Raw genomic sequence first — 22270 nt, 5'->3', positions numbered from 1 at the left:
CCGTTTGGGTGATAAGCAGCGCTTACATTGTGCTGCTTGAGCACATTAATTTAATTCTTGCGGATCAACATCAATGGTTAGCTTCATAGACGAAGGCTTACTGTGTAAGAGCTGTTGCCACCAATGACGAATATAGAAATGCATTTTGGCACGATCCTGTGAAAGTAAGGCCACATGAGCTTGATAACGTCCAGCTTTACGTTCCATCGGTGCAGGAATAGGGCCCCAAATATCAATTAAATTTGCTTCTGTATTTTGTCGGAGTTGTTGAGTCATTTCGCTTAAGAATTTTTGATTTTCATCCTGACTGCGAGATTCACAGCGAATTAAGACGGCATAACGGCAAGGTGGCAGTAAAGCCAATTGTCGATCTGTCAGTGTTCGTTTGGCAAAGGTTCGATAATCCTGCTGCATTAAAATTTCAAACATAGGATGATCAGGGCGTAATGTTTGTAGGTAGACATCACCTTTCTTCTCACCGCGTCCTGAGCGACCTGCCACTTGAATAATTAGTTGTGCGGTGCGTTCTGGGGCACGAAAATCAACACTCAGTAAGCCACCATCAATATCCAAAATCGCAACTAAAGTGACATAAGGAAAGTGATGCCCTTTAGCCAGCATTTGTGTGCCTAAAAGAATCATCGGCTGACTTTTTTGTATTTGATCATAAATCTTCTGCCAACTGCCAACACGACTGGTTGAGTCACGATCAACACGTAATACTGGAAAGTCTGGAAAAAGTTCATTTAAACTTTCTTCAACTTTGGCGGTACCCATTCCAATTGGTTTTAACGTGTGTTGATGACATTGTGGGCAGGCATCGGGCAAACGGTTGATCGTGCCACAATGATGACAATGTAAATGTGAATAAGGCTTCAGGTGTAGAGTAAAATGTGCATCGCAATGTGGACAATTGGCTTGCCATGCACAACTTTCACAGATTAAAACAGGTGCATAGCCACGACGATTTAAGAAAATTAATACTTGCTCTTTTTTGTCTAAGCGCTTTTTGATTTCATCAATTAATTGGCTACTGATTCCATGTTTTTTTTGCGCTATTTTTAAGTCAATTAAATGCATTTTTGGCATGACAGCAGCGCCTGCACGTTGATTTAATTCTAATCGTGTTAATTTATCTTGTTCAGCTAAATGGTAGCTTTCAATACTAGGAGTAGCTGATCCTAAAATAATCGGGCAGTTTTCTAAATGGGCACGATATAAAGCAACATCACGGGTATGGTAACGGAAGCCCTCTTGCTGCTTAAATGAAAGATCATGTTCTTCATCTAAAATAATTAAGCCGAGGTGAGGGAGTGGGGTATAAATAGCTGAACGCGTTCCAAGAATAATCGAGGCTTTGCCAGTTTGCGCAGATTGCCATGCTTGTAGCCGTTTGGTGTCATTTAGCCCCGAATGTAACAGTACAATATTGCAATGGAAGCGTGACTGAAAGCGACTAATAGTTTGTGGGGTTAAACCAATTTCGGGCACTAAAACCAGCACTTGTTTGCCTTGTTTTAAAACCTCATGCATGACTTGTAAATAAACTTCAGTTTTACCACTTCCCGTTAAGCCATCCAATAAAAAAGCCTGATACTTTTTTTGTGCTTTTAAAATCGTTTGAATCGCTTTTTTTTGTTCATCATTGGCAGTTAAAGGCATTTGTGCCAATTGTACGGGTTCAGGTGCGAAATTTTGTTGTTCTAATTCACATCGAATAATTCCTTTTTTTTCAATTGCTTTTAGTGTTGCTGTTTCAATGCCACTTAAATTTAGAATATTTTCCTGCGTTCCTTGAGGGTGTAGCTTTAGAATTTTATAGGCCGCTTGTTGTTTTTCAGAACGTTTAACTTTGTCTTCTGCTGTTAAATCTAAAACTTTCCAGATTCGTGCTAATAAATTATAAGGTTTACCTTGCCGTAATAACGTTGGTAATGCAGTTTGTATGACCTCACCGATTGGAAATTGATAATACTGTGCAGACCATGTCAACAAACTTAAAACTTTGTCATTTAATATGGCCGTTTCATCGAGCAATTCAGTAATGAATTTAAGTTGAAAGCGTGGGTCAACGGGTGCATCAGATGCTAATTTTTCAACGATCACACCTGTGAGATTCTGCCGACCAAAAGAGACGGCAACACGAGCCCCAACGTCAGCTTGTTGATATTGCTCAGCACTGAGTTTGTAGTCGAAACAATCGTACAGATACACAGGCAAGGCAACCCGTATGCGGTAAAGAGCGAGGCTTGAATCTGTTGGTTTCGACATATGCAATTATCAGTTACTCAAAGGTGAAATAGTATCGTGTACGGTTTGGGCTTATGTTAGAGTGTGATCATCATTTATAGACATAAATATGAATGATTTTTAGGGTCGGACGCAACTGCTTAGACTAAAAATTTAGGAAAACTAGAGCATTATAATGCCTGCATATCAATTTACTGCCCTTGATGCTTCTGGGAAGCAACAAAAAGGTGTGCTAGAGGGAGATTCAGCACGCCAAATTCGACAACAACTGCGCGACAAAGAGTGGATTCCTGTTGCTGTGGATGCTGTGGAGCAAAAAGATAAAAATAAAACATCAGCTTGGTTTCAAAAGAAATTTTCAGCTTATGATTTAGCCTTAATGACTCGGCAGCTGGCGGTATTGGTCGCGGCTTCAATTCCTTTGGAAGAAGCCTTACGTGCTGTGGCCAAACAAAGTGAAAAAACGCATGTCCAAAATTTATTATTGTCTGTGCGTTCGAAAGTTTTGGAAGGTCACTCACTCGCACAAGCAATGCAACAAATCGGACGTTTCCCAGATTTATACATTGCAACGATTGCAGCGGGTGAACGTTCAGGACATTTAGATTTAATTTTAGACCAATTGGCAGATTACACTGAAAATCGTTTTGCGATGCAAAAGAAAGTTCAGGGTGCCATGATTTATCCGATTATATTGATGTTGATGTCGTTTGGTATTGTGATGGGGTTGATGACATATGTCGTACCAGACATAGTAAAAACCTTTGATCAAAGTAAACAAGCCTTGCCATGGATTACCGTGGCACTTATGAAAGCCAGTGAGATTATTCGCACCGCTTGGCCCTTTATGATTGTGGCGACAGTGCTGGGAATTTTCTTATTGATACGCTTCCTTAGAACATCTGCAGGTCATTACGCATTTGATCGTTTAACACTCAAATTGCCATTATTGGGTAAATTATCCCGTGGTATAAATGCAGCACGCTTTGCCAGTACTTTATCTATTTTAACTCAATCTGGTGTACCGCTTGTAGATGCTTTAAAAATAGGTGCAGCCGTTAGTAGTAATTGGGTGATTCGGGACGCGGTCAATTTAGCCGCCGAGAAAGTGACAGAGGGAGGGAACTTAGCAACCCAACTTGAGCGCTGTGGTTATTTCCCACCGATGATGGTACAAATGATTAAAAGTGGTGAAGCATCGGGTGAATTGGATCGGATGTTAGAGCGTGCTGCTAGTATGCAAGATCGTGAGGTGACGTCATTTATTTCAACTTTATTGGCGTTGCTTGAACCATTAATGTTAGTTTTTATGGCGGGCATTGTGCTGGTGATTGTGATTGCTGTGATGTTGCCCATTGTAAATATGAACAATATGATTTAAACCGAATAATCATGATTATTTTATGACGAATTTGTAAGAGAGAACTTTAATGCAACGGAAAATGTATCAAACCAAACAATCAGGTTTTACTTTAATTGAAGTTATGGTCGTGATTGTAATTTTAGGGGTACTTGCCGCTTTAATTGTTCCGAATGTCATGGGCCGTGGTGAAAAGGCGAAAGTCGATACAACGAAAATTGCACTGAAAGGGGTTGCAGGAGCACTGGATCAATATAAATTAGATAATGGTCATTTCCCCAATTCTCAGGAAGGTGGTTTGGATGCATTGGTGAAGCAACCAGCGACAGCAAAAAATTGGTTACCAGGGGGCTATGTTAAAGGTGGTTATCCAAAAGACAGTTGGGATAATGATATGCAATACGTAATTCCAGGCTCTGAAGGACGACCTTTTGATTTATATTCTTTTGGTGCCGATGGTAAGCAAGGTGGTGAAGAAAATGATGCTGATATTTATTATCAGCCTTAATTAAGAATCATTCTAAATAAAATGAATGGAAAGAATCACTTCATATGTAGATACATATAAATCTTAAATGAAGTGATAATCTTTCTTAATTATAAATATTAACCTAACTATATGAATTAAAATGTGAATTTATATTTTTTCGATTTGAGAGTTATAATAAGAATTATTTTCATATTTAATAGTTACAAGAAATGTAAACAATGAATAAAATTAGACTTTTTATTTAAACGAAAGCTTGCATAATAGTTCTTAGGCAGCCTATTTGCCGAGGAAAATAAGATGAAAGCATTATTGTTATCAGATGAAATAAACCATTTTCATTGGTCAATGCTCAAATCTGTTTTATTGGTTCTGAGCTTATTACCTTTGAGTCAGTTCTTTATCAATCTAGTACAAGGCACGGATACCAGTAGCCAAATTGTATTAGGTTTTTTAGCCATTAGCATATTTAGTGCATTCACGATTATTAGTTTTTACAGTGCATTAAACGCGACTGTTATGCAAATTAATTTACAATCTGTATCGTCATTAGAAAAACAGCTTGTTCAGATTTATCGTTATCTTCCAATGCTCTGTCTCACGGTTATGGTGTCGTACTTAGCCACTCAGATTTAGACCATATGGTTATACCATCAATAAAAACCGAGGATGAGTCCTCGGTTTTTATTGATGGTTCACTTTCTTCAGCTGTACTGGCGAAGTGCTTATTTACTTGCCCTTTTCAATGGAAGGCTGCTCGAAATTAACGTCGTGACTTGAAGCTGACATCTATTGTTTTAGGTCGATATATCCAACCTAAAAGTAATAAAAATACCGAAAATCCTAAAATTGGCCAATCGCTGAAGCGAGTATACCAAGTCTGACCTTGCATTGCAGGTAGATCACCACGTAGTACCGCTTCTTGATCCATAGGTGCTTGTTTGACAATATGACCATTATGATCAATAAATGCGGTGACACCAGTATTGGTGGCACGTATGAACCATCGACCATTTTCTTTAGCCCGCATTTGAACCATTTGTAAATGTTGTAATGGCCCAGCTGTTCCAGTAAACCAAGCATCATTGGAAACAGTCACTAAAAAGTCACTATTTAAGGCATTGCGACGAGTAAGATTGGGATAGGCGACTTCATAACAAATTGCAGCTGAAAGCTTGTGACCTTTAATATTAAAAGGTTTTTGTTCACTCGAACCACGTGAAAAACCACTCATAGATGGATCATTCTGTAACGCAGGAAGTACCCAACTGAGTAAGCCAGACAACGGAATATATTCACCAAATGGAACCAAGCGCTGCTTTTTGTAAAGTCCTGAGGCATCACTACCTAAAGCCATCATACTGTTGAAGTACATTGGATAGCCTTGTTGTTGAGATTCTTTTAAATCCCAATACGGAATGCCAGTAACCCAAGCGGTGCCTGTTTTTTTTCCTTGTTGATCCATCATATCCAAAAATTCTTGAATATCTGTTTGGAATAAGGGAATCGATGATTCTGGCCAAACGATAACGTCTCGGCCCCATTCGGTACGACTTAAATTGGCATAAATCTGTAAAGTTTTAGCCTGATATTCAGTTAACCATTTTAAATCTTGTGGGATGTTGCCTTGTATTAAAGAAACACTCAGTGGTTTTTCTGCTTTAGGTTGAACAAATTGAATTTGTGCTACAGCCCAAGCCCCCAATAATAATAAGGCAGATGGGATAAGCCAGAAGATTCGTTTTCTAAGTATTTCAACTAAAGCACAGGCCAGTAGAATGGCTACGAAGGATACTGCAAAAACCCCAAATAGCGGGGCATAGCCATCTAGGAAGCGTTCAGTAAAAGCATAGCCTGCAAACAGCCATGGAAACCCAGTAAATACCCAAGTTTTAGACCACTCAAAGAGTACCCACAGCGGTGCAAATGTCAGCGGTGTTTCTGGAAAGAAACGGCGATACACCCAAGTTTGGACTGCGGTAAATAAGCCCATGACTAATGCCATCAGCACAATCATTAATACGCTTAAAATAGCATTGGTATCCCCATATACATGGATAGAGGTATACAACCAGAATGCCCCAACAAACCAAAGTCCAAAACCGTAACTCAAACCCAGTGCAAAAGCTTGCTTTGCAGTACGTTGATGTAAACACGCATACAATAAGGCTGGGGAAAGAATGGCTAGCCACCACCAATAAAAAGGTGCCAGCGCTAGGCTGAATATTGCACCTGAGATCAGTGAAATAATTAAAGGATAGATAAAGGGGAGTGGTTTATTTTGAGCTGAAGAAGTTAACAGTTTGTCAAAGTAAGCTCTCATTTATGTACAGCTCGGATTAGATGAATCGTACGGGCATCAGCTTCAATAATCGTAAACTCCCAATCGCCAAGCTCAATAATTTGACCTTTTAAATCGCTGACTAAGCCAATTTCTTGAAGTAATAGTCCGCCCACTGTTTCGACCTCATCATCTGAAAAATCAGCATTTAAAACAGTATTGAAGTATTCAATAGGTGTCAATGCTTGCACTATCCATGTATTGGCCGTGTTATGTGCTGTATCAGGAATAATAAATTGAGCCTCTTCATCAACATTGTCATGCTCATCTTCAATTTCGCCGACAATCTCTTCCAAGATATCTTCTAATGTGACTAAACCTGACGTTGAGCCATATTCATCAATCACCACCGCAATATGCGTTTGAGTGTTTTTCAACATCCGCAAGACTTGATCTGAGCGTGCACTTTCAGGCACAAATTGTGGCTGACGCATCAATGCTCGAATATCAACGACAGATGAGCGATCGGATAAAAAAGGGAGTAAGTCTTTCGCCAGTAAAATTCCGACCACATTATCCGGTTGGTTGGCTGAAAATACAGGAAAGCGTGAATGTGCTGACTCAATCAAGACATGCAAAATATCGAGCAGTTGATCATCTTCTTGTAAGCTGACCATTGCTGTCCGCGGTGTCATGACTTCACGAACTTTGGTTGCTGGAAGGTCTAAGACGCCTTCTAACATTGCAACTGTATCGGGTTCTAAAAAACGACGTGAATCTTGTACTAATTTTAGTAGTTCATCGCGGGTTTCTGGTGCGGTACCTAACCATTTGCGTAAGCCACGCATTCCCCACGATGGGCCTGATTCCTCGTGCATGATCTTTCCTAAAGACTCTTATTTCAAAAAGTAAATTTATCATACCGAAGAAACTACAGAAGTCTATCGCTAAAATGCAGCAATTGGATGAATGTAGATGTGATTTGAATTGCACTTTTAGATTAGGTTCAGACAAATTTAGAATATGTTAAAATCAAGATGAATTTTATAAGAGAATTGATTATGTCTGATCAGGCTATCACCGCTACGCTTCAACTGAATACGCGTGGTTTACGTTGTCCAGAACCTGTGATGATGTTACATCAAGCGATTCGTAAGTCAAAGTCAGGAGATATCGTTGAAGTCTTTGCTACCGATAATTCAACGTCTTGGGATATTCCTAAATTTTGTATGCATTTAGGGCATGAATTATTATTACAAGAAGAACTGTTAGATGATGCAGGCAATAAAGAGTTTCATTATTTGGTGAAGAAAGGTTAAGTCAGAATAGAAAACTTAGAATAAAAAAATCCCCTGAGCAGGGGATTTTTTTATTGAAGATTACATATTTGGATAGTTCGGACCACCACCACCCTCAGGTGTTACCCAAGTAATGTTCTGAGATGGATCTTTAATATCACAAGTTTTACAATGGACGCAGTTGGCTGCGTTAATTTGGAAACGCTTAGAACCATCATCATTTTCCATAATTTCGTAAACACCGGCTGGGCAATAGCGCTGAGCAGGCTCATCCCATTTCGGTAAGTTTACGTTGACAGGAATAGATGCATCAGTCAATTTCAAATGCGCTGGCTGATTTTCTTCATGCACCGTATTCGATACAAAAACAGAAGATAAACGATCAAATGTGATTTTGCCATCTGGTTTTGGATAGTTTGGTTTGAAGGTTGATGCATCTATAGTTTTTAACGCACTGAAATCAGGCACTAAATCATGTAATGTGAAAGGTACTTTAAAAATATTCTGATCGATAAAGTTAAATGCCCCACCCATCCATAAACCAAATTTATGCATAGCTGGACCGAAGTTACGTGAACGATATAACTCTTCTTTTAACCAACTGTTATTAAATTTGTCGGTATAAGCAGTCAATTCCTTAGCAAATAAATCTTCGCCTTCAGTCACACGTGCAACGGCCAAATCACCGCCTTTTTCTACACCAGCTTGAATGGCTTCAAATACAGCTTCACCACACAACATTCCAGACTTCATAGCCGTATGAGAGCCTTTGATTTTTGCAAAGTTTAAGAAACCAGCATCATCACCAATTAAGCAACCACCTGGGAAAGTGAGTTTTGGTAAGGCATTCATACCACCTTTGGTGATAGCGCGTGCACCGTAAGAAATACGTTTTCCACCTTCAAGATACTGCTTGATTAGAGGATGTGTTTTCCAACGTTGCATTTCAGCAAATGGATACATATTAGGATTGGTATATGACAAGTCAACAATAAGACCTAAAGTCACTTGGTTATTTTCAGCATGGTATAACCACCAACCACCAGATGAACCTGTTTCATTTAATGGCCAGCCCGAACCATGCATTACTAAACCAGGTTTGTGTTTTGCAGGATCAATTTCCCAAAGCTCTTTGATCCCAATACCGTAATGCTGCGGATCAGCATCTTGGTCTAGGTTATATTTAGCAATTAAGCGTTTGCCTAAATGACCACGGCAACCTTCAGCAAAAACAGTGTATTTCGCATGTAATTCGTAGCCAGGGGTAAAGTTGTGCGTCGGTTCGCCATCTTTACCAATCCCCATATCACCTGTTTGAATCCCTTTTACCGAACCATCTGCATGATAAAGTAGTTCGGATGCAGCAAAACCAGGGAAGATTGAAACTTCTAATTCTTCAGCTTTAGTGCCTAACCAACGAACCACGTTACCTAAAGAAATCACATAGTTGCCATCGTTATGCATGGTTTTTGGAACCATCCAATGTGGCGCTTCTTGTGATTTTTCATCAGAAAGCAAGAAGTATGTTTTATCTTCAGTTACAGGTACGTTTAATGGCGCACCTTCTTCTTTCCAATTTGGGAAAAGTTCATTGATTGCACGTGGTTCAAGTACAGCACCAGAAAGGATATGCGCACCAACTTCAGAGCCTTTTTCAACCACACATACAGATAGATCTGGGAGGTTGTTTTCAATTGCAAGTTGACGAATTTTGATCGCAGCAGAAAGACCAGCAGGGCCAGCGCCGACGATAACTACGTCAAACTCCATCGATTCACGTTCGATGTGTTCCATGTAGGACTCCTCATATTAGCTAAAGGTGGCAACCGTATTCATTTCATTATTTCAAAAATAAAAAAATCGGTGCTGCCGTGAGTATGCTTAATTCATAGGTACAATTCTGATATCGTACCCTTTATAGTGTTGCGCTAGTATAGGTTTAAACCTTGATCTAGCCAATTGGCTGAGTCGTTTTATTTTTTCGTCAGCAAGGTATAAACCATGGTAAATCAAAATAATTCAACCTCAGCGGCTCAAGAACAGCCGAAGGGTGATGATAAAAACTTAATGAGTATTGCACAATACTTAAAAGATGCACAGTTGGGTCACAAAAGGTCAATTCCCCCTTTAGCACAGTGGCAGCCAAAGCATTGTGGCAAAATGGATTTGACGGTAAAAGCCAATGGAGAATGGTGGCACCAAGGTCAATTGATCAAGCGACAAGCACTTTTAGATTTGTTTAGCAAAGTCTTGTGGAAAGAGGATGGAAAGTTTTACCTAAAAACACCTGTTGAACAAATTGAAATTGAAGTGGAAGATGAGCCACTATTGGTCAATCAAGTTGAACAGATTGATCTTCATGGTAAAAAATATTTACAATTAACAACCAGTCACCAAGATGAGATTGTTGTTGATGAGGAGCATCCTATTTTTATGCGTGAATACGCTGGCAATATGCGTCCTTATGTACATGTACGTTTTGGAATAAATGCATTAATTCAAAGGCATACATTTTTTCATTTAATTGAGTATGGTGAATTGCTTGAGAATGAGCATGGGGATGCTATTTTATCTTTGCAAAGTGGTGATTTTCACTTGCAATTGAGTGCTTGAGGTTTAAGCTTTACAAGGTAATTTGACGCGCAGATTGATTGACTATGACCGCTATTTTTCCTCTATATCCGCTAAATGAGCCTATGCCGAAAGCATCGGCAGATGCGCCGATTGGAATTTTTGATTCAGGTGTAGGAGGCCTATCTATTGCGCAAGATATTGCTAGATATTTACCTCATGAACATATTGTGTATTATGCCGATACTGCACATGTCCCCTATGGTCCACGCGATGATCAAGAGATTCGTGAACTGACTGCACATGCAATTGAATGGTTATATCGTCAAGGTTGTAAAGTTGCAGTAGTTGCCTGTAATACCGCTTCAGCATTTAGTTTAGATTACTTACGCCAACATTATGGTGAAAATTTCCCCATCATAGGTTTAGTTCCTGCATTGAAACCAGCTGTGCTGCAAACACAATCTAAAGTTGTTTCAGTGTTGGCAACACCAGCGACATTTCGGGGTAAACTGATTAATGATGTAATAGAGCATTTTGCAGAGCCTGCAGGTGTTAAGGTTTTAACCGTGACTTGCTTAGATTTGGTTCCTTATATTGAAGCTGGATTGCAAAAAAGTCCCGAGTGTATTGCCAGCTTAAAAACTGTATTAGATCCAGTTGTAGGGCAGGGTGCAGATTATTTAGTGCTCGGTTGTACGCATTATCCTTATTTAAAAGAAACGATTCAGGCCATCTATCAAGACGACTTAACTTTGATCGATTCAGGAATTGCAGTCGCAAGACAAACGGCACGCATTTTAATTAAAAATGAGTTAATATCAGAATCGTTTCAAAAACCAAGAATAAGATTAAAGTGTTTTGTGAGTGGAAATAATGCAAATGAATTGAAGTTAATTGTATCGCATTTGATTCATCCAGATATTTCATGGTCAATTGAAAATATTGTTGATAAACTGAACTAAATAGTTCAGCATACAATTGTTTCATATTATTTTTTTAAATTAGTGTAGGGCATGTAATTCTAAAATCCATTTGGGGATGATTTTAATTATATGTATGGAATAGGTCTTCCTATGCTCGATAAGCGATATCAAGTATTTATTACAACATCAGGCAAAGAAATGCAGCCTGAAAGAATGGTAGTTTCCCAAACATTAATTGGCATGGGATTTTTTTCGTGGGGGCTCGAACAACGAACTCCATTAAGTACCGCTTTTGCCCGTCGTCAAATTGACGATTGTGATTACGTATTGTTGCTATTAGGCAGTCAGTATGGAGAGCAATCGGTTTCGGGTGTGGGATATATGCACTTAGAATATATTTATGCTGTCACTAAGCAAAAGCCAATCATTGTTTTTATGCATGAAAAACCTGAGGCTAGAGATGTAGAGCTACAAGAGCAGAAGTCTGGATTAAAAGAAAAATTTGAAGACTTTAGACATCAATTACAAAAAGAAGTTGAACAAGTGGTGTGTTATCGAACGCTGAGAGATTTAGAACTCGCAGTACGTTCCTATATGCCACAAATGCTTGAGCGTAATCCAGTCGTAGGGTGGGTTAGGCCACAAAACATACAAGTTTTACAAGATGAAATTGACAACTTAAAGTCTCAGCTAGCCCGCAGCAAAATTGATCAAGGGAAGAAAGAAGCAGATCCTTTTTTAACTTTGCCTAAGGTATCAATTAATGAAATATTTAATTTTGATTATCGGATACATGCTTATCAGGATGGAAATTTTAAAGAGTTAAATCCTACTCGAGAAACGACATGGTTTGAGCTGGTGAAAATTTTATCTCAAGATTTTAAAGAACCTTTACCCGAAGAATTTTTTTCTAAAGTATTAAATGATTATTTAAATACCAAAGGATTAAGCGATGCACAATTGCTAATGCCAAGAGCACATGCAGTTGCACGAGCACAGATTAATATTCGTGCGCTGCATACTATTAAGCAACAAATGCGCAATAATGAATGGATCACTCCTATTGGGCGAGATGATCGTCAGCGTATGTTGTGGAAAATGACTGATAAAGGCTTAAAGTCAATTGAGAGTATTCAATTGATTGGGAAGCGTAGCACAATCATCTAAAACAAAATTCAATCGAGCTATTTTGTTTAGCAGTCGAGATAAAGTACTATCACATACTGAGATCTAGTAAGGTTGATGTGAATTGATGTCTTGTTCAAAACCCAAAGTCTTGGTAATTGTTGCGAACTTAGGTACGCCAGATGAGCCAAGTGTTGCAGCAGTACGTCGTTTTTTAGCCCAGTTTTTATCGGATCAGCGTGTTATTGAAATTCCAAAGTTACTTTGGAAAATCATTTTGTATGGCTTTGTCTTACCATTTCGGCCTAAATATGTGACCAAAGCATATGCAGAAATTTGGTCAGAAGACTCGCCAATGCGAGAAATTTTAAAGCAACAGGTACAGCAGATCGCTTTGCAGCTGAAGTCTAAAAATGCTGAATTTGATCTTCATATTGTTCCCGCCATGACTTATGGAAATCCTGGTATAGATCAGGTTTTAACGCAAGCAAAGCAAATACATTATGACCATCTTGTTTTACTGCCATTATTTCCCCAATTTTCAGCAACATCGACCGCACCACTGTACGATGCTTTAGCAAAATGGACATTACAACAGCGTAATCTTCCGGGCCTAAGTATCATTCGAGATTATTATCAGCACCCATTATTTATTCAAGCTTTGGTCAATAGCGTTAAAGAATATCAATTGGAACATGGTCAAGCTGAAAAATTATTGATGTCTTTTCATGGTATTCCGCAACCCTATGCAGACAAAGGCGACCCCTATGCTGAGCGTTGTCATATCACTGCACAAAAAGTAGCAGCAGCTCTACAGTTGAAAGAGGATCAGTGGGCAATTAGTTTTCAGTCACGATTTGGTAAGCAAGAGTGGGTGAAACCTTATACCGATCAAATTCTCAAAAATTGGGCTGAGCAAGGCATACGTTCTGTTCAAATTATGAGTCCCGCTTTTTCAGCAGATTGTTTGGAAACTTTAGAAGAATTAGCAATTCAGAATTCTGCACTATTTTTAAACTCAGGTGGACAAAGTTATGCTTATATTCCTGCTTTAAATAGTCGAGATGATCATATTGAATTATTGGCGAAATTGGTTCAATCGCAATTAGATGCGTTAAAAATTACGTTGGCAAGCGAAGCTTGAATTTGAGGAAATAACATGTTGCAAGTCAAAATTGTCCCCGTGACCGCATTTGCTCAAAACTGTTCAATTATTTGGGATTCAGAAAGTAAAGAAGCTGTTTTAATTGATGCTGGTGGTGAACCTGAGAAGTTAAAAAAAGAAGTTGAAGAACTAGGTTTAACCGTTAAAGCATTATGGTTAACCCATGGGCATTTAGATCATGCTGGTGCAGTGGGTGCTTTAGTGAATGAATGGCATGTACCCGTTATTGGACCACATAAAGAAGATCAATTCTGGTTAGAGATGATTCAGGAAGTTTCTGCACGTTATGGTTTCCCCATTCCCGAGCCAGTCAAAGTTGATCAATGGTTAGAAGGTGGTGAAGTTTTAAAGTTAGGTGAGGAAGAATTTGAAGTCCGTTTTGCACCAGGCCATACACCAGGTCATGTAATTTTTTATAATCAAAAGTATGGCGTGCTTTGGACAGGGGACGTGTTATTTAAAGGATCAATTGGACGAACGGATTTTCCAAAAGGAAATCATGAACAGCTCATCGAGTCCATTCGACGAGAATGCTTTAGTTTACCGGATGAAACGCAATTTATTTCTGGACATGGCCCTATGAGCACGATTGGTTATGAAAAGCAATTTAATCCATTTGTTGCAGGAAAAGCGGGTTAATTGAAAAGTACTTGTATGATGAGTTTACTTTTCATTGAAAGGGTTGTGTAATCGCCCTTTCATTTCTGCTTTGAAAAGCAATCCAGCAATTGCGAATAAAAGTGCAATCGTCATGAGTGAATAGTCAGTTGTATAAAAACCTAATACAGCAAAACTTAGGCTGAGTAGAAAAAAAATTGCAGTAATTGAAATGAGAGTTTTATAACTAATCATAATTATGATCTTCTGATTGATGTTGGTTTTATTACAATAGAATCAATGAAAGACATATCTTTTGCGATCAAAATAAACCATTCAGCTCTTTCCTTTTTAAGAAAATAATAATGAATAATACTTGCGATCGTTTAAAAGAATATGACAAGAATGCTTGATTGATTCAGTTATTGTAATTGGAGGTAAAAATAAGATTAAAAAAGTCAAAAGTCGAAATAGAGAAAGATTTATCTAAAGAGAATAAAAAAGCTAAATTACATTTTAAATTCAGCATAATTGCCTCATCACTTTATGAGTCATTGAATTGAACTCTCAGTATGCTGGGCAGATTAGTTCGCTAATATGGTGGAACTGTAACACTTTATTATCTGTTGTTTCTATTGCGTAATTTTTTTTAATCATCATTAAAACTTAATCATCATATTCACTTGTATCTGCTGCTGGAGCATCTTGAGTTGGAAGTGTGTATTCATCATTTGCCCAAGCACCTAAATCAATTAATTTGCAACGGTCTGAACAGAATGGGCGAAATTCATTATTTTCCCATGTGGTCTGTTGTCCGCATCTTGGGCATGGAAAAGTACGTGGCATGCTGAATATCCTTAAAATAGAGGCAAAAAATAGGAAAGCCAGTCAAGAGTTGATAGACTTGCGTAGATTTTTACTAGTTTGATCTGATTATGCCGATTCGTCAATTTCAAGCACAGCGTATGCATGCTCCCCGTGATTTTCAACCGATTGAAAATAAGCCCGTGTGCGTTGAAATCGGTGCTGGAAAAGGGAAGCACGCTTTATTATTTTCAGGGCAAAATCCTCAATTCAAGTTGATTGCTGTTGAGCGAACCCGTGAAAAGTTTTTGGCTATGCAAAAGCAACATCAAATTGAAGGGCAACAGAATTTAACAACACTGCATGTCGATGCTTTGCCATGGGTAGTGCATGCGTTATATCCTAATCAGGTACAACAAATTTTTATTTTATATCCAAATCCTGAGCCACATAATTCAGCCCAACGCTGGTTGAATATGCCTTTTTTTGAGTTTCTAGTGTCACGTTTACAAGTGAATGGCATTATTACATTGGCTAGTAATATTCCTGAATATATTGCTGAGGCAGAACAACAATTGAAAGAGGTTTGGAATTTACCTTTTGAAAAGCAGCTGATTGCGAAAGATTCAGCACGGACCCATTTTGAAATTAAATATTTAAAACGTGGTGAGTTATGTCAGCAATTGATCATTACTAAACCCGAAAACTATGGGACTCGTTTTGATGAGTTTCAGCCATTACAGGGGCAAGACCTGAATGTTAAAACGGCTATAGAGAATGTAGATGCCGAATAAAAGCATTGCCATTATTGGCGCTGGCCCTGCTGGTTTGATGGCCGCAGAAGTGCTAAGTCAGTTCAATTATGATGTGCATGTGTTTGAGCAAAAACCTTCTGCTGCTCGTAAATTTTTAATGGCTGGAAAAACGGGTTTAAATATTTCACATGCAGAGCCGATTCAAGAATTTGTACAGCGTTATGATCAAGTGGAATGGTTAACACCGTGGATTAAAAAATGGGATGCAGGCTGGATTCAAAATTGGATGCAGGATTTAGGTATTACTTCTTATGTGGGGAGTTCTGGTCGTATTTTTCCAGTTGAAATGAAAGCAGCGCCTTTACTTCGAGCGTGGTTAAAGCGTCTTGTGGAACAACAAGTCCAATTTCATTATCGGCATCAGATTTTAGATTTAAATCATCAAACCTTAAAAATTAAAAATTTAGCTCAAAATTTAGAGTATGAGCAAGATTTTGATGCCATTATTTTAGCTTGTGGCGCCGTTTCTTGGTCAAAATTAGGTAGTGATGGTGCATGGCAACACTGGCTCAGTCAATCTGAACTTGAGCCATTTCAAGCTAGCAATGCTGGTGTTGAACGAGTTTGGTCTTCGTTTATGCAGCCTCTTTTTGGTGAACCGTTAAAGCGTGTAGACGCTTGGGTGTATCCGCAACATAAAACTGCTGGGGATATTGTAATTAGCCATTATGGTTTGGAAAGTGGTTTGATTTATAAACAAGGTCGAGCATTGCGTGAACGGATTAAAAATCAACAACCAATGCAACTATATTTAGACCTATTACCAGATCAAAGCATTGAGCAGTTAGCGAAGAAATTACAACCATCGAAAAAACAATCACTCAGTAATGTCTGGCGAAAAGCGGGTTTGGATCAGGTCAAAGCTGGTTTAGTCCGTGAGTTGGTAGATAAATCAGTTTGGAACCAACCTGACAGTTTAGCCAAACAGATTAAAAACCTTATAGTTGATTTCGACGGTTTCCGTCCGATTGATGAAGCGATTAGTTGTGCTGGTGGTGTTAAACAAGATGTACTGACAGAACGGTTACAATTGAAGTCTAATCCATATATTTTTTGTTGTGGTGAAATGTTGGATTGGGATGCACCGACGGGTGGATATTTATTGACAGCGTGTTTTGCAACTGGGCGTGCAGCAGCTGAGGGTGTACATCAATATTTGGCTCATAAAATTTAAAAAAGCCAGTTCAATTTTTATTGAACTGGCTAAATTGTGCTAATTTCATTCTCTACTTATAAAAGAGAGACCTTGATGGCTCAAGAAAAATTGTATACAGGAAGTTGTTTGTGTGGCGGTATACGTTATGAAATTCATGGCGAAATCGGTGATATTGTCCAGTGCCATTGTCAACGTTGCCGTAAAGCCAATGGATCTGCTTTTGCAACCAATGCACCAATTCAAAAAGCAGATTTTAAGCTGCTACAAGGTGAGCATTTACTGAAAAAATATCAGTCAACGGCAACAACTCAACGTTGTTTCTGTAGTGAGTGTGCTTCACCAATTATGAGTATTAAAGCTGAAACACCGGATACGTATCGCTTGCGTATAGGGACATTAGATACGCCTCTAGAGCATAAACCGACACAGCATATTTTTGTAGCTTCAATGGCAGAGTGGGATACCATTTGTGATGGTTTAGCGCAGTATGATGAACGACCATAATTCGATAGTTTTGTTCTGAATTTGAGTGTTTAATCAATAATAGTTTTATTAGAAATATTAAAATAACTGCTGTCTTGACTATATTTGGTACGTGAAAGACGATATGTATGTCGTCTTTCACGTGTGACTGAATCATCTCTAGTTTAGTGAGAGAATTTATTTCGCTGTTAAAGCTGAACCCTCAAATTTAATTCTAATTCCATCCCATCCATGTTGCATAAATTGGCGGATGTTTTGATGATCAGTTGCTTCAGGTGTTGCCAATACAGCGGCATAATGTTCTGCAAAGAGGCTTAAGGTTTGTGATCGATCCAAGTTATTCAATTGAGCGAATGAAAAAACTTTCGCACTGCCTTGGTTTTCAGTAGCAGCGTTGTGTTGCTGGCCATTACTAAATGCAGTTGGTGTGTGATGATAACGTGCATCAATAAATGCAATCACATCGGCAAATTTTGCTGTGCCAGATTGAAGTTGTTTCAGTAATTCTTGAGTCATGAATTTAATTCCTTTCCATTTTAACTAAGCATCATAACTAAAAATGCTTGGAACAGACATTAGAAAGCGTAGGATAAATTCTCATTCAGAATACGCTGATTTTACTTAGTCATGGTACATCGATTAAATTTGACGATGACTGGTTTACATCAATGCTGGATCAAACAAGATTTATAGACAAGAGGAGTAAGTAGTGCATGAATTGGCTTTTAATCGCTTGTGGTGGTGCAATGGGTGCATGTTTGCGTTATGGTGCAGGCTTACTTATTGCTAAACCCTTAAGCTTATTTCCATGGACAACGTGGTTTGTCAATTTGTTGGGTTGCTTCTTGGCAGGAATATTTTTTGCATTGACGCAGCGCTATTCTATCCTAATGAATGAAACACGTTTATTCTTTATGGTGGGCGTTTTAGGTGGCTTTACCACATTTTCAAGTTTTGGATTGGAGACTTTTCAGTTACTCCGTCAGGGACATTTACCGATCGCACTGGCGTATACGGTATCGAGTGTCACGGTTGGTGTGTTGTGTTTAGCCATCGGTTTTTATGTATTTCAATTTATTCTTAATACAAAATAAACATTAAATTTACACATAAAAAAAGAAGTCTAAGCAGGAGGAAAGCACTTAGACTTCAAATATGATTTGAATATATAACGCGAAACTTAAAATAAAATTAACGAAATACACAGACTGATTTAAATTTAAATACCAGTTGAATAGTCTAGTCTTGAGTAGGAACTAAACTTTCAAAGAGATCATTTAAATTATCATGGACTTTCAAGTGAATTAAATTCCAATATTGTCCTGAAATAGTACGATTAACCATGAGAGTATCGGGTGATGGTTTAAATACATCCCAGTATTTCAATGATTTTTTGACTAACTTCATACCATCGTGATGTGCAGAGTTTTCTGCAAAATCATAATGTGTCGTGAGGGGGCGTAACAGTACCTCTAACCATGCTTTATAAAGTTCATCTGGGAATTTACCTTTTTCAGCGAGTGCATCTAAAGAGGTTAAGTGTTCTTCAATACTTACAATATCTTGTTTACGTGCTGCTCGAACTAAGGCTTTAAAATGCTGAATGATGTCATTGGATAAGGTTTTCACACCACCAAAATCATAAATAATCACACTACCATCTTCTCTAAAGGCAAAGTTACCTGGATGAGGGTCGCAATGAAAACGTTTCAGAAAGAACATTTGTTGCCCTAGAGCCTGAATTAGGCGACGACCAATATCATTCCGAATCGTTAAATCCCAAGTGCTGGCGGTTTCTATACTTTCACCTTTTTCAAGACTTAAGGTTAAAACACGACGGGTTGAATATTCGCTATACACTTTAGGAATAATAATTTTACTGTCTAAGGTTTGGTGGAAAGTACGAAAGACTTGTAAGTTTTGAGCTTCAATTTCGTAATTCAGTTCTTCATGTAAGCTATCTTGAATTTCTTTAAATAAGCGATCTTGTAATTTTTTATCCACTTTTAATACGCCCATTAAGCGCAGTGCTAAACGCACCTGTTTTAAGTCACTTTCACAGGCGGTATCCACACCCGGATATTGGACTTTGACCACGACATCTGTGCCATCGAGTAGCGTTGCTAGATGTACTTGTCCGATAGATGCTGCGGCAAAAGGTTGCTCATCAAAGTGTTTAAACGCTTTGCTTAAAGGTTTGCCCAGTTCTTTTTCGACTTGATGTTTAATTTCAGCAAAGGGCATGGGAGGAGCTTGACGTTGTAGTTTTGCAATGGCTCGAGCGACTTCTGGTGGAAAGATATCTTTGTACTGTGAAGCAATTTGTCCTACTTTCATTACCGCACCTTTCATTTCTCCCAAGGTGTCGGCAATTTGTATACCAATATCCTGAAATAATTTACTGCGTGCTTCATTTTTTTGTTCTTCATCTGCATTAAAGTTACGAATGGAATTTGACACCGTTTTCGTTGCGATACTTGCTGTCATACTCGCAAGCTTCATAAAACGTCGCCCCGGTGTGCTTGTATTTTTTGACATTCGTATTAATCCTTAAACTTCGATAAAGTTTTTCTATTTTGATCATAGGCGACAATCTACATGCTGCCTACTTTAAATTGTTAAGATATTGTTTCTAATTGGTTATTTATAAAATTAATTGATTTTTATTTGAAGTAAAACCAATCGATGACTTAATATACATAATATTAATGTCTAAATTTTTGATGAAGAATGCTGCTATGAAAGTATATCGCTATTTAACGGGTAAAGATGATGTGCAATTTTGTGCACGCGTGACCAAAGCACTAAATGATGGCTATGAACTGTATGGATCACCGACTATGACCTTTAATGGGGTGGATGTTATTGTCGGGCAAGCGATGATGAAAGAGGTTCAGGATGAGTCTGCAATACCACAACGCTTGAGGGATGCTATTGTTCAACTATAGCAATTTAGCTCAAGAACCCTCCTTCGAAAAGGAGGGGGTAGAACGGATTCAAAAAGTAGAGTTAGATGTTCAGACTTAATCTCTTATTATTCATATATAGACGTGTCAGTAATAAGACACAAGCTACACTTAAGCCGACAATTAAGCCGATCCAAACCCCTGCAGCACCCATTTCGGTAAAACGGGCAAGATAAATTCCCACTGGAAATGCAATGATCCAATAGGCGAGCATGGTAATCCACATTGGCCCCTTAGTATCTTGCATACCGCGTAAACAGCCCGCAGCACTGACTTGCCATGCATCCATGAGTTGGTATGCAATCGCAAATAAAATAAGATACATTGCCACTTTGGCAACATCATAATCGGAGGTATAAATTGCGACGATTTCAGCGCGAAATAACCACATAAACGCCATAGTGATGAACGCAAAAATAGTTCCAGTGGCTAGACCGATATGCTGTACTTTTCGCATTGCCAACCAATTATTTTCACCATAATAAGTACCAACCCGAATGGTGAGCGCAATTGCAAGTGACATCGGGATCATAAATAATTGTGAAGTGACTGAAATCGCAATTTGATGAGCTGCGATAATGGTTTCACCCAAAGGACTTAAAACAATTGCAGCGGTACTGAAAATACTGACTTCAAAGAAAATGGCTAAGCCAATTGGTAGTCCCAGTTTTAAAATACGTTTAACCCAATAGGCATTGAGTTTTTCCCACAGTGCAAAGGGTTGGGTTTTTTGATAGCGTTGTGCTTTTAAAATATACAGCGCAAGGGTGATAAACATCAACCACTGTAAAATAGCGGTAGCAAAACCAGAGCCTGCGCTGCCTAAATGCGGAATTGGGCCAATGCCATACATAAAAATAAAGTTTAACGGTATTAAAACCACCAGCGCGATCAAACTAATTGCAGTCACTGGACGAGGATAACCCAAAGCTTCCGAATAACCTCTTAATGCTGCATACATCGTCACTGCAGGCATACCAAAACCAATTGCATGCAAAAATAGACTGGCTTTAGGTAATAAGTTTTCAGGCACCCCTAAAATAGGAAGCAGTAAAGGCATGGTCTGTAAGATCAGCATTGCCATGATTCCTAAAACCAATGCTACCCAAAGAGATTGACGTACAATCGATGGAATCTGTTCAGGAGTACGTGCACCATTGGCTTCGGCAACTAACGGTGTTGTTGCAATCATAATGCCACTAAACAGCAGCATAATAGGAATCCAGAGACCAACACCAACTGCAATAGCAGCAAGATCTTGTGCTGATAAATGTCCTGCCATAATGGTATCAATGAGACCAAAACCAGCTTGGGCAAATTGCGTGATGAGAATGGGAATCATGAGGTGGAAGAGTCGCTTTAATTCAAAGCGTGTGGTCGTGACCGTTGAAACATTTGACACAAAAGTACTCATTTGGGGATTCGTAAAATGAATTTAGCGTTGTAGGGTTAATAGAACCCCTGAAAAAATAACAATCGCACCGAAAAAGCGAGACCATGAAATTGGTGTTTTTTCGACACCTAGTAAGCCGAATTGATCAAAAATCATCGACATCACAATTTGTCCAAAAATAATAAGACCAGAGAGTGTTAGCAGCCCAAGTTTCGGTGCAGTAAAAATACTGGTGCTAATTGCATACACACCTAAACATCCACCTAACCAAAGAAACCAAGGGATATGTATTAACGTTTCAAGATTTGGTTTTTGTCCTTGTTGAAAAAACACCAATATAGCTAAAACTATTGTACCAACCAAAAAGGATAAAAGGGCAGCTTGTAAGGGAGAATACAAATATTCTCGTAACTGTGCATTAAGGGCTGTTTGAAAGGCCATGGCGATCCCAATGCCCATGGCCAAAGGAATCAATATGAAAAACTGACTGGAAATTTTAAGCATGTTATCCCTTTTATTCTTATTGCTTAGGAATAGTCTAAATCAATTCAATCACATTCGCGCAGTGTTCCTGTAAAGGCATGCTAAAATAG

General features: G+C 38.6%; 24 protein-coding genes. 14 read left to right on the top strand and 10 right to left on the bottom strand.

Going from position 1 to position 22270, the window contains the following annotated elements:
- Positions 1–45 precede the first annotated feature (45 nt).
- Positions 46–2271 (bottom strand): primosomal protein N', encoded by a 2226-nt coding sequence (locus B9T27_RS01355; RefSeq protein ID WP_086205068.1) that lies wholly within the window; start codon positions 2269–2271, stop codon positions 46–48.
- Between the two features lie 154 nt (positions 2272–2425).
- Here B9T27_RS01355 and gspF point away from each other — a divergent pair, with 154 nt between their 5' ends.
- From gspF to B9T27_RS01340, 3 genes are all read left to right on the top strand, one after another.
- On the top strand, positions 2426–3631 hold the full coding sequence (gene gspF, locus B9T27_RS01350; protein ID WP_086205067.1) for a type II secretion system inner membrane protein GspF: 1206 nt from the start codon (positions 2426–2428) through the stop codon (positions 3629–3631).
- A 49-nt stretch (positions 3632–3680) separates the two neighbouring features.
- Positions 3681–4118: a type II secretion system major pseudopilin GspG gene (gene gspG, locus B9T27_RS01345; RefSeq protein WP_086205066.1), complete on the top strand. Its 438-nt coding sequence runs from the start codon at positions 3681–3683 to the stop codon at positions 4116–4118.
- A gap of 279 nt (positions 4119–4397) precedes the next feature.
- Positions 4398–4733 carry a hypothetical protein gene (locus tag B9T27_RS01340; RefSeq protein WP_086205065.1) on the top strand — a complete coding sequence of 112 codons (336 nt, stop codon included), beginning with the start codon at positions 4398–4400 and terminating at the stop codon, positions 4731–4733.
- A gap of 127 nt (positions 4734–4860) precedes the next feature.
- On the opposite strand, the gene lnt is transcribed toward B9T27_RS01340, so the two are convergent.
- Complete coding sequence (gene lnt / locus B9T27_RS01335; protein ID WP_086205064.1) at positions 4861–6420, bottom strand: apolipoprotein N-acyltransferase; 1560 nt, start codon at positions 6418–6420, stop codon at positions 4861–4863.
- Entirely contained in the window at positions 6417–7256 is an 840-nt protein-coding gene (locus tag B9T27_RS01330; RefSeq protein WP_086205063.1) for an HlyC/CorC family transporter, read from the bottom strand. Before B9T27_RS01330 ends, lnt begins: the two co-directional genes overlap by 4 nt.
- A gap of 183 nt (positions 7257–7439) precedes the next feature.
- Here B9T27_RS01330 and tusA point away from each other — a divergent pair, with 183 nt between their 5' ends.
- The gene (tusA, locus tag B9T27_RS01325) at positions 7440–7697 is read left to right on the top strand and encodes a sulfurtransferase TusA (protein ID WP_086205062.1); all 258 of its coding nucleotides are present in this window, start codon (positions 7440–7442) and stop codon (positions 7695–7697) included.
- A gap of 60 nt (positions 7698–7757) precedes the next feature.
- On the opposite strand, the gene B9T27_RS01320 is transcribed toward tusA, so the two are convergent.
- Complete coding sequence (locus B9T27_RS01320; RefSeq protein WP_086205061.1) at positions 7758–9470, bottom strand: electron transfer flavoprotein-ubiquinone oxidoreductase; 1713 nt, start codon at positions 9468–9470, stop codon at positions 7758–7760.
- Between the two features lie 207 nt (positions 9471–9677).
- Between B9T27_RS01320 and B9T27_RS01315 the strand changes: the two genes are divergently transcribed.
- The 5 genes from B9T27_RS01315 to B9T27_RS01295 all read left to right on the top strand — a co-directional run bounded on the left by B9T27_RS01315 (position 9678) and on the right by B9T27_RS01295 (position 14102).
- The gene (locus B9T27_RS01315; RefSeq protein ID WP_086205060.1) at positions 9678–10289 is read left to right on the top strand and encodes a DUF1285 domain-containing protein; all 612 of its coding nucleotides are present in this window, start codon (positions 9678–9680) and stop codon (positions 10287–10289) included.
- 44 nt (positions 10290–10333) lie between these two features.
- Entirely contained in the window at positions 10334–11212 is an 879-nt protein-coding gene (murI, locus tag B9T27_RS01310) for a glutamate racemase (RefSeq protein ID WP_086205059.1), read from the top strand.
- 111 nt (positions 11213–11323) lie between these two features.
- Positions 11324–12340: a DUF4062 domain-containing protein gene (locus B9T27_RS01305; RefSeq protein WP_086205058.1), complete on the top strand. Its 1017-nt coding sequence runs from the start codon at positions 11324–11326 to the stop codon at positions 12338–12340.
- Positions 12341–12425: 85 nt separating this feature from the next.
- Entirely contained in the window at positions 12426–13442 is a 1017-nt protein-coding gene (hemH, locus tag B9T27_RS01300; RefSeq protein WP_086205057.1) for a ferrochelatase, read from the top strand.
- A gap of 15 nt (positions 13443–13457) precedes the next feature.
- Positions 13458–14102, top strand: coding sequence for an MBL fold metallo-hydrolase (locus tag B9T27_RS01295; protein WP_086205056.1), 645 nt, complete (start codon positions 13458–13460; stop codon positions 14100–14102).
- A gap of 24 nt (positions 14103–14126) precedes the next feature.
- Here B9T27_RS01295 and B9T27_RS01290 read toward each other — a convergent pair whose 3' ends face one another.
- Together B9T27_RS01290 and B9T27_RS01285 are read right to left on the bottom strand one after the other, a co-directional pair.
- Positions 14127–14315, bottom strand: coding sequence for a hypothetical protein (locus B9T27_RS01290; RefSeq protein ID WP_086205055.1), 189 nt, complete (start codon positions 14313–14315; stop codon positions 14127–14129).
- Between the two features lie 411 nt (positions 14316–14726).
- Complete coding sequence (locus tag B9T27_RS01285) at positions 14727–14906, bottom strand: DNA gyrase inhibitor YacG (RefSeq protein ID WP_086205054.1); 180 nt, start codon at positions 14904–14906, stop codon at positions 14727–14729.
- Positions 14907–14989: 83 nt separating this feature from the next.
- Between B9T27_RS01285 and B9T27_RS01280 the strand changes: the two genes are divergently transcribed.
- From B9T27_RS01280 to B9T27_RS01270, 3 genes are all read left to right on the top strand, one after another.
- Positions 14990–15658 (top strand): SAM-dependent methyltransferase, encoded by a 669-nt coding sequence (locus B9T27_RS01280; RefSeq protein WP_171263309.1) that lies wholly within the window; start codon positions 14990–14992, stop codon positions 15656–15658.
- The gene (locus B9T27_RS01275; protein WP_086205052.1) at positions 15648–16853 is read left to right on the top strand and encodes a TIGR03862 family flavoprotein; all 1206 of its coding nucleotides are present in this window, start codon (positions 15648–15650) and stop codon (positions 16851–16853) included. The genes B9T27_RS01280 and B9T27_RS01275 overlap by 11 nt, the downstream gene beginning before the upstream one ends.
- Before the next feature lie 75 nt (positions 16854–16928).
- Complete coding sequence (locus B9T27_RS01270) at positions 16929–17339, top strand: GFA family protein (RefSeq protein ID WP_086205051.1); 411 nt, start codon at positions 16929–16931, stop codon at positions 17337–17339.
- Between the two features lie 156 nt (positions 17340–17495).
- Here B9T27_RS01270 and B9T27_RS01265 read toward each other — a convergent pair whose 3' ends face one another.
- On the bottom strand, positions 17496–17834 hold the full coding sequence (locus B9T27_RS01265; RefSeq protein WP_086205050.1) for a HopJ type III effector protein: 339 nt from the start codon (positions 17832–17834) through the stop codon (positions 17496–17498).
- Positions 17835–18031: 197 nt separating this feature from the next.
- Here B9T27_RS01265 and crcB point away from each other — a divergent pair, with 197 nt between their 5' ends.
- Positions 18032–18412, top strand: a complete 381-nt coding sequence (gene crcB / locus B9T27_RS01260) for a fluoride efflux transporter CrcB (RefSeq protein ID WP_086205049.1) — start codon at positions 18032–18034, stop codon at positions 18410–18412.
- 145 nt (positions 18413–18557) lie between these two features.
- Here the strand turns inward: crcB and B9T27_RS01255 are convergent, their stop codons facing one another.
- Positions 18558–19856, bottom strand: a complete 1299-nt coding sequence (locus B9T27_RS01255) for an ABC1 kinase family protein (RefSeq protein WP_086205048.1) — start codon at positions 19854–19856, stop codon at positions 18558–18560.
- Positions 19857–20056: 200 nt separating this feature from the next.
- On the opposite strand from B9T27_RS01255, the gene B9T27_RS01250 reads away from it, so the two are divergent.
- Entirely contained in the window at positions 20057–20266 is a 210-nt protein-coding gene (locus B9T27_RS01250) for a DUF1737 domain-containing protein (protein ID WP_086205047.1), read from the top strand.
- 61 nt (positions 20267–20327) lie between these two features.
- Here B9T27_RS01250 and B9T27_RS01245 read toward each other — a convergent pair whose 3' ends face one another.
- Together B9T27_RS01245 and B9T27_RS01240 are read right to left on the bottom strand one after the other, a co-directional pair.
- Positions 20328–21686, bottom strand: a complete 1359-nt coding sequence (locus B9T27_RS01245; protein ID WP_086205046.1) for an MATE family efflux transporter — start codon at positions 21684–21686, stop codon at positions 20328–20330.
- A 33-nt stretch (positions 21687–21719) separates the two neighbouring features.
- On the bottom strand, positions 21720–22181 hold the full coding sequence (locus B9T27_RS01240) for a DMT family transporter (protein ID WP_086205045.1): 462 nt from the start codon (positions 22179–22181) through the stop codon (positions 21720–21722).
- Between the last annotated feature and the right edge of the window lie 89 nt (positions 22182–22270).

It is taken from the genome of Acinetobacter sp. ANC 4648, from assembly GCF_002135345.1.
GTDB lineage: Bacteria > Pseudomonadota > Gammaproteobacteria > Pseudomonadales > Moraxellaceae > Acinetobacter.
This window is presented reverse-complemented; position numbering and strand designations above follow the sequence as displayed.